This is a genomic window from uncultured Chloroflexus sp. (assembly GCF_938091255.1).
In the GTDB taxonomy this organism is placed as follows: domain Bacteria; phylum Chloroflexota; class Chloroflexia; order Chloroflexales; family Chloroflexaceae; genus Chloroflexus.
This window is the reverse complement of record NZ_CALLJH010000035.1, coordinates 25,450-39,239: the sequence shown is the minus strand read 5'-3', so window position 1 is coordinate 39,239 and position 13,790 is coordinate 25,450. Positions and strand designations below refer to the sequence as shown.

Annotated in this window: 11 protein-coding genes; 9 read left to right on the top strand and 2 right to left on the bottom strand. The window is 57.5% G+C overall.

The features are described from left to right. Positions 1-36 precede the first annotated feature (36 nt). The 4 genes from Q1A00_RS12500 to Q1A00_RS12485 all read left to right on the top strand — a co-directional run bounded on the left by Q1A00_RS12500 (position 37) and on the right by Q1A00_RS12485 (position 5,852). Positions 37-1,830, top strand: coding sequence for a S8 family peptidase (locus Q1A00_RS12500; RefSeq protein ID WP_298403021.1), 1,794 nt, complete (start codon positions 37-39; stop codon positions 1,828-1,830). Positions 1,831-2,338: 508 nt separating this feature from the next. Next, entirely contained in the window at positions 2,339-2,986 is a 648-nt protein-coding gene (locus Q1A00_RS12495) for a hemolysin III family protein (protein ID WP_298403020.1), read from the top strand. 180 nt (positions 2,987-3,166) lie between these two features. Next, positions 3,167-3,346, top strand: a complete 180-nt coding sequence (locus Q1A00_RS12490) for a hypothetical protein (RefSeq protein ID WP_298403018.1) — start codon at positions 3,167-3,169, stop codon at positions 3,344-3,346. Between the two features lie 97 nt (positions 3,347-3,443). Beyond that, the gene (locus Q1A00_RS12485; protein ID WP_298403016.1) at positions 3,444-5,852 is read left to right on the top strand and encodes a penicillin acylase family protein; all 2,409 of its coding nucleotides are present in this window, start codon (positions 3,444-3,446) and stop codon (positions 5,850-5,852) included. Positions 5,853-5,860: 8 nt separating this feature from the next. Here Q1A00_RS12485 and Q1A00_RS12480 read toward each other — a convergent pair whose 3' ends face one another. Continuing rightward, positions 5,861-7,294: a DNRLRE domain-containing protein gene (locus tag Q1A00_RS12480; RefSeq protein WP_299757120.1), complete on the bottom strand. Its 1,434-nt coding sequence runs from the start codon at positions 7,292-7,294 to the stop codon at positions 5,861-5,863. Between the two features lie 94 nt (positions 7,295-7,388). Then, positions 7,389-8,387, bottom strand: coding sequence for a GHMP kinase (locus tag Q1A00_RS12475; protein WP_298403012.1), 999 nt, complete (start codon positions 8,385-8,387; stop codon positions 7,389-7,391). A gap of 322 nt (positions 8,388-8,709) precedes the next feature. On the opposite strand from Q1A00_RS12475, the gene Q1A00_RS12470 reads away from it, so the two are divergent. The 5 genes from Q1A00_RS12470 to Q1A00_RS12450 all read left to right on the top strand — a co-directional run bounded on the left by Q1A00_RS12470 (position 8,710) and on the right by Q1A00_RS12450 (position 13,779). Next, positions 8,710-9,141, top strand: coding sequence for a glycosyltransferase (locus tag Q1A00_RS12470; RefSeq protein ID WP_298403010.1), 432 nt, complete (start codon positions 8,710-8,712; stop codon positions 9,139-9,141). Positions 9,142-9,168: 27 nt separating this feature from the next. Then, positions 9,169-9,552, top strand: a complete 384-nt coding sequence (locus tag Q1A00_RS12465; RefSeq protein WP_298403008.1) for a hypothetical protein — start codon at positions 9,169-9,171, stop codon at positions 9,550-9,552. Positions 9,553-10,404: 852 nt separating this feature from the next. After that, positions 10,405-10,632 carry a hypothetical protein gene (locus Q1A00_RS12460; protein ID WP_299757115.1) on the top strand — a complete coding sequence of 76 codons (228 nt, stop codon included), beginning with the start codon at positions 10,405-10,407 and terminating at the stop codon, positions 10,630-10,632. Between the two features lie 962 nt (positions 10,633-11,594). Further along, on the top strand, positions 11,595-12,197 hold the full coding sequence (gene gmhB / locus Q1A00_RS12455) for a D-glycero-beta-D-manno-heptose 1,7-bisphosphate 7-phosphatase (RefSeq protein WP_298483174.1): 603 nt from the start codon (positions 11,595-11,597) through the stop codon (positions 12,195-12,197). 13 nt (positions 12,198-12,210) lie between these two features. Further along, the gene (locus Q1A00_RS12450; RefSeq protein WP_298403004.1) at positions 12,211-13,779 is read left to right on the top strand and encodes an efflux RND transporter periplasmic adaptor subunit; all 1,569 of its coding nucleotides are present in this window, start codon (positions 12,211-12,213) and stop codon (positions 13,777-13,779) included. Positions 13,780-13,790: the final 11 nt, after the last annotated feature.

Here is a 13,790-nt window from a genome sequence, read left to right as displayed (position 1 = left end):
CCGGCAGGTATGGCATCTACAACGTGAGGAAACTTTATGCCTGCCCGTTTTGCCCTCTGCGGCCTGCTGATCCTCCTGATCAGTCTTGTGCCGGCGCCACCTGCACAGGCCGCTCCTACCACTGATTGGATCATCAAACTGGCCGATGCGCAGCAAGCCGTTACCCTCAGCCAGCGGTTGCGTATCCAACATATGACCCTGATCGGCGATCAAACCTATCTCATTCGCTTACCTGCCGGGATGCCGGACATCATAGCCGACGAACGCATTCGTAATCTCGCTGGGGTCATTTACGCCGTGCCTGATTACGAACGGGCCATAACCCGCACACCTAATGATCCCTTCATTCAACAGCAATGGGCATTAGGCACGATCGGTGCTTACGACGCTTGGAATATCACGACCGGCGGGCCGATCATCGTAGCAGTAATTGACACCGGGGTTGATGCTAGCCATCCTGATCTAAGCGGAAGAGTGCTGAGCGGCCTCAACACGATAACTGGCAGCACGAACACGAGCGATGATAATGGCCATGGTACAGCAGTAGCGGGTTTGATCGCCGCCGCCGGCGACAATGGTACAGGCATTGCCGGCATTTGCTGGGGATGCCAGATCTTGCCGGTGAAAGCGTGTTTCAACAATGGCCGCTGCCGCGACTCGAGCGTGATTAGCGCGATTCGCTGGGCCACTGACAATGGCGCGCGCATCATTAACCTGAGCTTGGGTGGGGCGATGAGTTCTCCTGCGTTACAAGATGCCGTGCGTTACGCCACCGAACGCGGGGTGTTGATCATTGCCGCTAGCGGCAACGAACGGGCTGAAGGCAATGTGCCCAACTATCCGGCTGCATACCCGGAAACGATCGCCGTAGGGGCAACCGGCTACAGCGATGAAGTCACCGGTTTTTCCAATACTGGCGATTATCTCGATCTTGTAGCGCCAGGGATTGATATTGCGACCACGCTGCCGGGCAATAGCTACGCCACTGCTACTGGTACCTCGTTCGCCAGCCCCTTTGTGACGGGCGCAGCGGCGCTGGTAATGACTATACGACCCGATCTGAGCAGCAATGACGTGCGCTGCGTGTTGGTGATTTCCGCCGAAGATCGCGGCCCACCGGGGCGCGACGGTGAGTATGGGTATGGCCGGTTGAACGTTTTGAATGCAGTGCAAACGGCCACCACCTACGGCGGCTGCCCATTGGGTACACCGACTCCGGTTGCCAACCCCGGCTTCGACCCCTTCAACCGCGTTGATCCACCGTCCGATGGCCGGCTGTTCTTCCCCGAAACCGGTCACACCCTCGGTGGCGGCTTCCGCGCGTACTGGGAACAAAACGGCGGCCTGCCAATCTTCGGCTTTCCGATCAGCGAAGAGTTTACCGAAATTGGCAGCGATGGCCGCCCGGTCACGGTGCAATACTTCGAGCGCCACCGCTTTGAGTGGCGCCCGGAAAACCCGCCGCCCTACCATGTCTTGCTCTCGCGGATGGGAGACGATCTGCTGCGCCGGCAGGGGCGTGATTGGTACACTTTTGAGCGCAGCGGGCCGATTGCCGGTTGTCTCTATTTTGCCGAGACGAATCAGGCGCTGTGCGAACCCTTCCTCAGCTACTGGCAACGCAACGGCCTCGAATTCGATGGCCGGCCCGGCAAGAGCTACGCCGAGAGTCTGGCTCTGTTTGGCTTGCCACTCTCGAAGCCGCAGATTGAAGAGACGCGGCCCGGAACAGTGGTGATCGTGCAGTGGTTTGAACGGGCGCGTTTCGAGCTGCATCCAGATGGGAAGGTGTTGCTGGGCTTGCTCGGTAATGAGTTGGTAGGAAGGTAGGGTAAGGGACGATGAGCAACATTGTGGAGTGCGGCAGTTCAACTGCCGCACTCTGTATTCTCTCTGTGACTACAGTCATAACCACTTCAGGACGCACAGCACTAGGCGAGAACCCTCTGCCATTACATACTTAAAAGGGTAAGGGGATGGCGTCGCCGCCTAACGGTGGTGCGCAATAACAGGTACGCTGTTGTCAGTGCGAGGGAGAGCAGCTCCGAAGCCATCGCCGGCTTGAGCGAGAGCGAGCATTGAAAGGTTCTTCCCGCGCTCGCGGGGGATTGCTTAGTAGTTCATCGTGTATTTTTGTTTGTATACCGTTCTTTCCGCGCTCGCGGGGGATTGCTTTGCCTCGCTGCGCTCGGCGCGTAATGACACCGGGGAACAGGGGCAAGCAAGGACAGAGAGAGATGAACGTTGAGCGATTTCCCCACCTGCTTAGGAGCAAGCGAGTGTCGAGCACGACAAACAACAAACTGACTGCATAAATCTCATAATTACAGGTGCTTCTATGACGACACTCCAACCAACCGAACACTTCTCACCGCATGAAGAGTTGATCAACGTGATCACACACGGCGCTGGCGCGGCGCTCAGTACGCTGGCCGGCGCGATCTTGCTTGGCGCGGTCTGGCAACGCGGCGACGGCTGGCAAATTGCCGGCGCGACGATCTTTTGCGTAACGTTGACGTTGCTCTACCTCGCTTCTACACTCTATCACGCCAGCCGCGAACCACGCCGGCGAGCAATCCTCGAAATCTTTGACCACAGCGCGATCTTTTTCCTGATTGCCGGCACGTACACCCCATTCACGCTCGTGAGCTTACGCGGCACGTTGGGCTGGACGATCTTTGGCCTCGTTTGGGGGCTAGCGTTAGCTGGGGTGGTGATGAAGCTCTTTCTGACCGGACGGTTTCGTTTGCTCTCGACCCTGATCTACGTTGCGCTCGGCTGGCTGGTGGTGATTGCCGCCGATCAAGTCTTCACCGCGCTCAATCCACCGACCATCGGTTTGCTGGTTGCCGGCGGCGTGGCGTACACTGCCGGAACACCATTTTATATGCTCTCGCAACGTCGCTATATGCACAACATCTGGCATGGCTTTGTGTTGCTAGGCAGTGTGTTGCACTTTGGCGCAGTGGTTTCAGTAGTGCTGTAAGCCAAAGGGGCGGCAGTTGCCCTGCCGCCCTCAATCCCATCGCCTTTACCGTACCACGCGCATATTGCACCCGCTCCGCTTTGCGGCATACAAGGCTTGGATCCAATCGATCAGATCGCAGACACATATCATCTGTTAGGCTTGCGATCCTCACACTGATCGTCACCGGACGAAGCGGCTATGCCGCTTGCTGCACCAGCCGGCGCAGCCGCTCGACCAGCAATAGGCGCCGTCGCTACCGGTGACTGGGAGAATTACGGCCAACTCCTCACCGCCATAGCAGGCAATCATGTCGTGCTTGCGGCTGCCTTCATTCAACGCCTGCACACAATCCGCCACGTCTCATCGCCGGCAACATAGCCGAAGCTATCGTTAAACTCTTTGAAGTAATTCTACTTTCCACTTATGCTATAATCACCGCCACAACTGAAGTGCATTGAAGTGAAGAGGGGCAACAATGCGGTTGCTGATGCGCATTGCCGGCTGGGTGTTAGCATTAGTGCTATTGGTCGTGGTGGTTGGCGGTGGGGGCGGGTATCTCTGGCTGCGGCGGTCATTGCCGCAAACCACCGGCGAGATTCAGGTGCGCGGGATCGGCGGGCCGGTGACGATTGTGCGCGATAGTGATGGCGTGGCCCACATTAGTGGCACAACCGAAACCGATGTCGCCTTTGGCTTGGGCTTTGTCCATGCCCAAGAACGGCTCTGGCAAATGGAGGTACAGCGCCGGATCGGCCATGCCCGCCTGTCTGAAGTGTTTGGCGAAACAACGCTGCGCACCGATAAATTCTTGCGCACGCTCGGCGTGGCCCGCGCCGCCCGCAGCACGCTGGCGAAGTTCGATAACGAGACGCTCGCCATTCTTGAAGCCTATGCCGCTGGCGTGAATGCGTTTCTCGCCACTAATCCGGTGTTGCCACCCGAATTTTTGATCCTTGGTGTACAACCCGAACCGTGGCAGCCGATCGATTCACTGGTGTGGGCTAAGATGATGGCATGGGATCTTGGCGGCAACTGGAGCGATGAGGTGCTGCGCGCCCTGCTGATCGCTAAGGTCGGCCCCGAGGATGCCAACGTTCTGATGCAAACCTATACCGCTGACGGGCCACTGATCTTACCCGAAGGGGTGTCGACGCTCGAAACGGCTGGCCACCCAAATCCGCCGATCCAACCCGCCACCGCGCAGGCGCTGCTTGATCTGTGGGAGACCATTCACCTAACGACCGGTCTCGGCGATCTGCTTTCTGGCTCGAACAATTGGGTGATCGGCGGCTCGCGCACGGCCAGCGGCAAGCCGCTGCTGGTTAATGATCCCCACCTCGGCAACCGTATCCCCTCGATTTGGTATCTGGCCCACATGCAGGGTGGCCGGATCAACGCGATCGGCGCGACCTTCCCCGGCTTGCCGGCGATTGTGATTGGTCACAATGAGCGGATCGCATGGGGCGTGACTAACACCGGCCCTGATGTGCAAGATTTGTACATCGAGCGGATCGACGCTCAAAATGATGTCGAATATAACGGACAGCGCGAACCGGCAACATTGATCAACGAAGTGATTCGGGTCAAAGGCGCTGACCCGATCACGCTCACGGTGCGCATCACTCGCCATGGCCCGATCATCAGCGATGTGCAAAGCGATCTGCCCGATACGCTTGCCTTCCGGTGGACGGCACTCGACGATGATGATCTGACCATGCGCGCGTTTCTCAACATCAACCGCGCACAGAACTGGGAGGAGTTTGTTGCGGCGTTACGCGATTACAAGACGCCGATGCAGAATTTCGTATATGCCGATGTGGACGGGAATATCGGCTACTACGCGCCGGGAGCAGTACCGATCCGGCGCAACGGCGACGGCAGAGCACCGGTGCCGGGGTGGACAGATGAGTACGAGTGGATTGGCTACATTCCGTTCGAGGAGTTGCCCCATATCTACAACCCGCCGAAAGATTATGTCGCTACCGCCAACAACAAGGTGGTTGGCGACGACTACCCCTACCTGCTCGGCACATCGTGGGCTGCCCCGTTCCGCGCCCAACGCATCATCGAGCTGATCGAGCAGGGCAACAAGCTGACGGTGGATGATATGCGGGCAATGTTGGGGGATGTCGTTTCGGCGCAAGCCCGCGAGCTGTTGCCGATCTTCCGCAACGTGACCCCTGCCGGCGAGCGTGAAGCCGCTGCACTGGAGTTGCTGCGCAGTTGGGATGGGGCAATGCACGGTGACAGCGCCGCCGCTGCTGTCTATCAAGGGTACTATTACGCTGCCCTCGAAGCGATCTTCGCCGACGAGCTGCGCGACCTTTTTTCCACCACTTATCGCAACCGGCGCGACTTCCCAGCGTTAGCGCTGCGGGCGGTGTTGCTCGATGGCCAGCGCGAATGGTGCGACGATGTAACAACCATTGGGGTAAAGGAGGATTGTCCCGCGACGTTAGCCAAGGCGCTGAGCAACGGCCTGACCACGATGGCGGCGGTGCAAGGCGAGAGCGATCCAGCGCGCTGGCGCTGGGATCGCGTCCACCAAGCGGTCTTCCCGCACAACCCGTTTAGCCAAGTGGGGGCTTTGCGCGGCCTGTTTGAGCGACGCACCCCCAACGGCGGCGATACCTTCACCATCAATGTGGCACCGGTGCGTATAACCGAGCCGTACCTGCAATACAACGCGCCCTCGTACCGCCAGATCATCGATCTGAGCGACCTCGACAACTCGCGCTTTATGCACACCACCGGCCAATCAGGCAACGTGCTTAGCAGCCGCTACAGCGACTTCCTTGACCGGTGGCAGCAGGTTGAAGACATCCCGATGCGCTTCAGCAGCGCGATCGACGGAGAAACATTGGTCTTGCATCCGATGCCATAACCGCCGGGTTACGGCTTTGATAACACCACGACCAACACCGGGCGATTCTGCGCATTCCAATCTCCGGTGCGGCTGGTAACAAAATATTTGCCGCTGTGGTAAGCGCCATCCGCCGAGTAAAGGGCCAACCGCAGCGGCTGACCATTGGCATACGCCTGCACAACCCCGCGCGTTACGTCAATTTCACGCTTAGGGAGATTATTCCAATCGGGCGACCCGAACATCACATCGACCCAACCGCTGCCGATATTCTCGCGCGCGAGCGGCGCATTATTCCATGTCAGCGCATTGGGGTTCCAATCTTCACCCACCACCATTGCTTGGATCAGCGATGGCTTGGCGGCTTGGGGTTGCGCATTACCCATCTGGCTCAGAATCAGCTTCGCCGAAACCACGGTTCGCCCAGCGGGCAAGCTGTTTAGCGGGAAGGTGAGGTAATACTTGGCAAAACACGGCCAGTCGGCAATATCAGCCTGATTTTGGACACTGATGTCGGCTTTGTCAATTGGCTGCGACCAATTACCCCAGCGATCCCAGAAATTGCCGTCGGCATTACACATATTGCTATCTTGACCACCAACGCCGGCATCGGCCACCGTCACGCCATTCAGACCATGGCGGAGGCGGAACTCTTGAGTAGCGCTGACCGGCGGCGGGGTGTAGACCGGCAAGCTAAAGCGAAGACCGCCCCACGTGCGCGGCTGATTCGGGTTGAGGCTTGGCGGCCATACCTGATCGGCGATCGGCGTACCGGCAGCGTTATCACGGTCATGCACGATCACCCCCAACCGCCATTGCGTGCCATCAGCGGGCCGGCCAGCGAGGCCGAGACTGGTAAAGGGGATACGGAAGGTCATTGCCCAACCCCGATCTTCATCGTTATCGTTGTTAAGCGCATCGCCGCGCCAACCGGGGATGGTAGTGAACGGCACATCAGCGGCAGCCCAGCTCCCACCGGTGGCGCGCTGGCTCAACTGGTAACGCGAGTCCGGCTCAGGCGGGCCACGAAATTGCGCAACCAGCCGATAGCTAGCAGCGCCAAGTTGGGTTCCATTGCTCGTATCAAGCAACACCGTCGCTGCATCCCACGCAGTGAGATCGGCAGTAGAAGGCGTAGTATCATACCAGAGTTGCCGATCAAATACGGCGAGATAGAGATAGAGGGCATCGTTGTTATAACCCACCCGCACATCAGTATAGTTACTAGTACGGCTGACTTGCCCAAACCAGAAGATCGCCATTTCGTCGAATCGGTCGCGGGTGACATCAGTAACCGAAAAGAAGGGTGCGTTGATCTGATACTGTGCGGTGGCGGATGGGCCAAAGACAGCCGGCAGCCACTGACGGAAGGGTGGATTGTTAGCGGTGGTGATAGCGAGAGGAAGAATGAGGGCCAGAACGATGAGGGAAATCAGACCGAAGCGTAAGAAGCGATGAACCAAGGGAGTACCTCCTGAGTATAGAAGCCCACCGAGAAGCTCAACGCACTTCTCGCCCCCCCCGGTCATTAGAAGTGAGGGTTGGTCACGTGACGAATCACGAAGCCAACGACCGCTCTTCCACGTAAATTATTTTACTACCTTGCGGCTCAAATTGCATGGGCACATGACGTAATTCGGGCAAAGCCGCCCGGATGGCGTCGTGGCGCTCTTCGGGCGCATAGACCAGCAAAAAGCCGCCCCCACCAGCACCGAGAATCTTGCCACCGATCGCGCCGGCAGCCCGCGCCCGCTCGTACCAATCATCAATCTGCGGCGTTGAAATGCCGCTCGCCAACTCACGCTTCCGCATCCAACCTTCATGCAAAATCTCGCCGAACGCATCGAGGTCATTGTGGTGCAGCGCAAGGCGCAGATCATGCGCCAACTCCACCATGCGGCGCAAATGCTGGCGGCGCGACTTATCACGCTCCGTATTCTCGCGCTGCTCGCGCAACACATCGCTCGTCTTGCGGGTAGTGCCGGTATACAGCATCATCAATCGCTGCTGCAAGCGTTGCTTCGTTTCAGTGTGGCAGATGATCGGATCAACAAACACCGTCTCATCAGGGTTAAATTGAATGAATTGCAACCCGCCATAGGCAGCAATATATTGATCTTGCTTCCCGATCGGCGCGCCACAACGCTCAATCTCAATAATGCATGCCTCGCGGGCCAGCCGTTCGGCGCCGGCAAAACGGCCAATAAAGGCGTAGAGCGCATTCAAAAGACCCACGGTATAGGTGCTCGATGAGCCGAGACCAGTGCCCTGCGAGGGAATATCCGAGATCGAGGTGATCTCAATTGAATGATGCCGCCCCACCAAACGTAACGCTTCCCGGATCAGTTGATGTTTGAGGTCATCAACCTGATCAACAATTTCGGTCACTGAATAGCTGGCCCGGATCTGATGGTCAAACTTCTCGTTGACGGTGATGTAGATATACTTGTTGATCGCTGTACTCACCACCGCCCCCGGTTCATGGCGGTAGAAGGCCGGCAAATCACTGCCGCCACCGGCAAAACTAATTCGCAACGGCGTGCGCGAGATAATCATAGCATTGCCCCTTGTGGTTCAGATCGAACCACTCGCTGCATCAGATTGAAACTACGAACACCGCATCGCAGAGCTTGATCGACTGATGGTAAACGCATAACTAAACACCACAGTGTGACCTACTCATTCCACACTGCCATCAGTATAATCTGAGCGTACCGCAAGCGAATGACAAAAACTTCATTAATAAGTGCAAAGAAGATAGCAATTTGTTTACGTCGCGCGATCGCCGGCGGCGGAAGGCATTGTAAAGCCCCAGCGCGGCAACGGTCATTGGGCTACGGCGCAAGCACTCTTCCCGTTCACTCACAGGAGTGATGAAATGGCCGCAACACCTTTTCTATCGGTCGTCATCACCACCTACAATGACATCCACCGCTTGCCAACCACTGTAGCAACGATCAGCGCCTCCCTCGTCCAGCAATCCTTCCCCGCTGTGATCATCGTGGTTGACGATAGCAGCACCGATGGCACTGCCGGCCTCGCCGCAAGCTATGCCGGCGTCTATATGCTCCGCTGCAAGCATCGCAGCAAAGGGGTTGCCGTGCGTGTCGGCGCACTCCCTGTCCGCAGCGAGGATGTGCTGTTGTGCGATGCCGATTTGGCCACACCGATCGAGGAGTGGGAACAACAAGGGCCACATTTCAGCGCAGGATTCGATGTCGTGATCAGATCGCGGGAAGGAATCGGCGCGCAACGGTACAATGAGCCATTTCACCGGTATCTGATGGGGCGCATCTTTAAAACTTGCTAGTCCAGATGACCGCCCTGCCGGTAATCCATGACACCCAATGCGGGTTTAAAGCGTTGCGGCTATTGGCAGCTCACGATCTCTTCCGGCACGTGCGCATATACCATATACGGTGATGATGCGCCGATTATACAAGGAGCCGTCATCACCACCTACGATGGCCAAATCCTCTTTCTGGCGCACCAGCGCGGTTATCGCATCACTGAAGTGCCGGTCTCGTGGCACGATGGTACCGAAACGAAGGTTGATCTGGTGCGCTACTCATGGCGAAACCTGCGGCGCGACGTGCTGCGCGTCCGGTTTAACGATTGGCGGGGAGCTTATCAGGCTCCGCTGCTGCAATCGGCAGACTCCAACCTCAGCGGCGACGATCGGCGTCTTCAAGCTGTGTGCCACTCGGTAGCGCGTTTCTAGCCCTCTCTTGGGCGCAGTGGAGTTTTAGCACCGACATCTCTTACGTTCCATTGGCAGAAGCGTTTAGCGTAAGCGCCTTCGCCAGCAGCTTGTATCCGCCACGAATTGCCACCAGCCTGCTCGCCAGTCTCTGCTGAGCGCTCGCCGTTTCTCACGGGGCAAGCATGCGTGTTTCTCGGGCAATGAACGCAATCAGCTCACTAGTAACCCATCATCATCAATCGTTCTGCGATTGGCTCAGCGCGGTTGGAAACATCGACGGCCCATGAGCGTTATTCTTAGCTTGTACTATTTGCCAGTTGCGTTCTTCGTCTACGGCTATCGCGATCTACCTGCGATCATAAGCTGGTTGACTAAATAATGGCAGTGCGCGCCTGCCGGTCTGGGTCCTATGGTCGCCGGATCGCATCTTGCCGTCGGGTATCAGTGCGATCGTCTGCATCATTCCCCTGTGGAACAGGATCGGATTGCGGTATCCGCTCAGGGGTTCGTTGCAGATAAGATGCCTGCCCGGTTGCGCCTGCTGGCGCTACTGGGATGAGCAGGGATATCGATCTGGTACGCAGTGCGCTGGCGTCACCCGCCGTACCGTCAACTCAGGTGGATCGGCGCAAGCTACGCGCTTTTTCTACCCTTCATTATTTGGTGGGATCCCTCCGAACCAAAATGGTTTGTAGCGCTGAATCTGTTTCTCGCTGCTGCTATTGTCGTCGATTGGGATTCGCCAACACTGCCGCGCCAACGACCATTCTTGCAGGCGCATGCATTCTCTTGATTGGGCTGGGAAACGTTCAAGCCGCTATTTGGTCAAGCGCGACCGTGCCAAATCCCCATATCAAACCGGCGACATGCGTGGCCCAGTATCTGGGCGCAGGCGATGTTTTTCTGGAAACCGACTGGTCGTTTGGCGGATATCTCAGCTATTTCTACGAATGCGACACTGTACGTTTGATCGAACTCTCGGCGCGGGTCAACGGCAACAACGCCCTCGTTGCAGCCATCGCAGAGGTGACCCGTGAGCGGCAAACAAGCGGTGGCCGGGTCTTCATTGCAGATCTGGATTCTTACGAGCCAGCTTAGCAAGCATGGTTTTCACCCACACCAGCGTATCGCACACCACATTGCACAGCTTCCGCCAGCAACCGGCATTCGCTTGCGCCAACCGTCAGTTCGAGCAGACGGGGATTTTCAGACCTACTACATTGCCGCGACGATGCCGCGCGCCGGCGAGGACATACATGACCATAGGAGAGCGCTGCAATTCACCGCAGCCCACCCGTCAGTCGCTTATCCTGAAGTACCACACTACTTTTACTCGCCTCTCTGAGTGATCGTTCTCGCCCCGCTCAGCGCCTTACCATACCCGCTCACTTACAAGGTATGGGTCGTTATCAATCAGATCGTACTCGCCGGAACACTGCGGCTGCTGAGGAAGAGTTTACCAATGTTCCAACGCTGGTCACGGCCTCTGTTGGTCATCCGCGCTGGAAATTAGCTACATACCGATGGTATTTGAGAACCTCACCCTCAACCGCTTGGGACAGTGGCAATACAAGCGAGGATGGTGGCTCTTGCGTAGCAATTATCTGCGCGAGTCTTTCTTGCTGATAAAGCAGTAGTACCATAGTACCTTTTATTCTTCGCTCGGACAAAAGAACTATTGCATAAAAACAAACTTCACCAAGATCATATAAGCCACACTGAACAGATTAAATCGGCAAATAACTACTCATCATCCCGAAAAAGAAACCGAAAAAACCTTCGCAAGTTGCACAATCTACAGAGATATTCACATATCAAGCACGGCTACTGCCTGCATCCCAACAGCCGGAACGCAAGCAGCAAGCAAACAGGAAAGGATTGGCACGTTAGCCAAGCGCCCAAACTAGTCACCTGTCGAGAGGTTATATGAAAGCATTGTCACAATTTCTTCGCTCCGCTGTTAGCCGATCTTCAGCCACAAGGTGTACTGTAGCATTGTGATCGTAGCCTGCGACCTACTACGTGCTATGATCTAGTTGCAGCGCTAGGAGGGGGGCTTCATGCGCGCTGTCTTTCTCGACCGCGATGGTGTCATTAATCACAACCGGCCAGACCACGTCAAAGATTGGTCAGAATTCCAATTTATACCGGGCGCGCTCACTGCACTCCGCCTACTGACCAACGCCGGTTTTCGCATCTTTATTGTCACCAATCAAGCAGCCGTCGGGCGTGGATTGATGTCGGTTGAAACCCTTGAACAGATTCACGCCCGATTGCGCGACATCGCCAGCTACCACGGCGCGCAGATCGATGACATTCGCTACTGCCCGCACCGGCCCGAGGAGCAATGCCGTTGCCGGAAACCTCAACCGGGGATGTTGGAGGATCTGGCAGCCCGTCACCGGATCAATTGCCGTGAGGCGTACCTTGTCGGCGATGCACTCAGCGATATTGCGGCAGGGCAGCGCATGGGATGCCAGACCATCCTTGTGAAGACAGGACGTGGCGCTAGCGAATTGCAGAAGCCGGAATTGCGGCGCTACCAGCCGTCATTCATTGCACCTGACCTATTAGGGGCGGTGCGCTGGATGTTGGCCGAAGAGGCGGTCAGCACGCCGTTTGCAACGCTACCGCTGCCCGGCGCATTTGTCTTGCCACAATAATTAAGAGGAAGCTATGGAGCGTTACGTACAGATTGCCGTTCGCAGCGCATTGGCGATGAGCCTCGCTATTGGACTGAGCGGCTGCAGCATTGGCTCACTAATTGGTACGCCGACGCCAGAGCCATGGACACCACCAACAGCGGTTCCAACCGCAGTAGTAGCGATGCCAACCGCCACTGCGGCGCCGCCACAGCTCCGCACGGTCGCCGTGGCAATCGGCACCTTCAATGACCAGCGCGAACTGAGCGGGCAGGTCACACCAGTGCTCGAACGCGATCTCGCTTTCCGGCAGAGCGGCATCTTGCGCAATCTGTACGTTGAAGTTGGTGCGCAAGTTACCACCGGCCAGTTGCTGGCTGAGATCGATCTCGGCACATTAGAAGATCAACTCCGGCAAGCGCGGATCAATGCCGAACAAGATCGACGCGCAATCGAGCAAGCAACCGCGCGGGCGCAAATTGATGTGCGCGCCGCCGAAGTGGCGCTTGCCTCGGCCCGTGACCGGCTGAATGCACTGACCACCCCGCCTTCAGCAACTGCGATCGCCGAAGCGCGCGCTGCCTTGCAACGGGCCGAAGCTGCGCTGGCCCGCACCCGCAATGACGCTTCGGCGGTAAAGACGCGCGCCGAGCGGGCGCTGCTCGACCGGCAAGCCGAATTGCAACGGGCGCAAGACGCTTATCAGCAGGCCCGCGCCCGGCTCGAAGTTGAAGATACGCCAGAAGTGCGCGCGCTAGTCGACCAGTTGGCTGCCGCAGTGCGAGTCGCAGAAAGTGCGGTCGCACTCGCCCAGATTGAATACGACACCGCCCGCGGCAACGAAATTGCCGCCGTACAAGCCGCCGAAGCCGATGTAGAGTTAGCCCGCACCCGGCTTGATCGCTTGATTAACGGGCCCGATCAGTTTGAGGTAACTGCCGCCCAGCGAGCTGTGCAACAGGCGCAGATCCAACTCGATGCCGCTCGCCAGCGTCTTAACCCCGATCCAATGCTGGTCAAGGGCTTAGCCGCTTCGGAACTGGCCATCAAAGAGATTGAACGTCAAATCGAGGCGCGCCGGATCTATGCGCCCTTCGACGGCGCGATCACGGCGGTTGATGCCTTGGTAGGCTTTCCGGTGCAAGCCGAAGTTCCGGTATTACGGCTGATGGACAACTCCGGGTTGCAGATTACCGTCAGCGGATTAAGCGCCGAGGATATCGAACGGATTCCGAATGGCGCCACGGTGAGCATCACGTTTGTGCGCTATCCCGGCCGCACCTTTACCGGCGTGGTGCGCAAAGCGACGACGATGAACAACCCGCTGCAAGCGCCCGAACTGCATATTACGTACAACGCCGGCGATCTCGCCCTCGTGGTTGGCGACCCGGCGCTAGTAACGATCGATTTTGGCCAACGTGAAGGAGTGCGCTGGCTACCAATCGAAGCCATCCGGCGCGATGGCGGCCCGCATGTTTTAGTGCCAACCGAAAACGGCTCTCAACGGGTTGATGTGCAACTTGGGCTGATTGTCGATGGCAAAGTAGAGATTGTGAGCGGGCTGGAAGCGGGCGATCTGGTTATCTTGCCGGCATCCAGTTAAGAAGGAGCGAC

Coding starts and splice junctions, on each gene's coding strand:
- Q1A00_RS12500 (WP_298403021.1), top strand. CDS start 37: ATGCCTGCCCGTTTTGCCCTCTGCGGCCTGCTGATCCTCCTGATCAGT.
- Q1A00_RS12495 (WP_298403020.1), top strand. CDS start 2,339: ATGACGACACTCCAACCAACCGAACACTTCTCACCGCATGAAGAGTTG.
- Q1A00_RS12490 (WP_298403018.1), top strand. CDS start 3,167: ATGCCGCTTGCTGCACCAGCCGGCGCAGCCGCTCGACCAGCAATAGGC.
- Q1A00_RS12485 (WP_298403016.1), top strand. CDS start 3,444: ATGCGGTTGCTGATGCGCATTGCCGGCTGGGTGTTAGCATTAGTGCTA.
- Q1A00_RS12475 (WP_298403012.1), bottom strand. CDS start 8,387: ATGATTATCTCGCGCACGCCGTTGCGAATTAGTTTTGCCGGTGGCGGC.
- Q1A00_RS12470 (WP_298403010.1), top strand. CDS start 8,710: ATGGCCGCAACACCTTTTCTATCGGTCGTCATCACCACCTACAATGAC.
- Q1A00_RS12465 (WP_298403008.1), top strand. CDS start 9,169: ATGACACCCAATGCGGGTTTAAAGCGTTGCGGCTATTGGCAGCTCACG.
- gmhB (WP_298483174.1), top strand. CDS start 11,595: ATGCGCGCTGTCTTTCTCGACCGCGATGGTGTCATTAATCACAACCGG.
- Q1A00_RS12450 (WP_298403004.1), top strand. CDS start 12,211: ATGGAGCGTTACGTACAGATTGCCGTTCGCAGCGCATTGGCGATGAGC.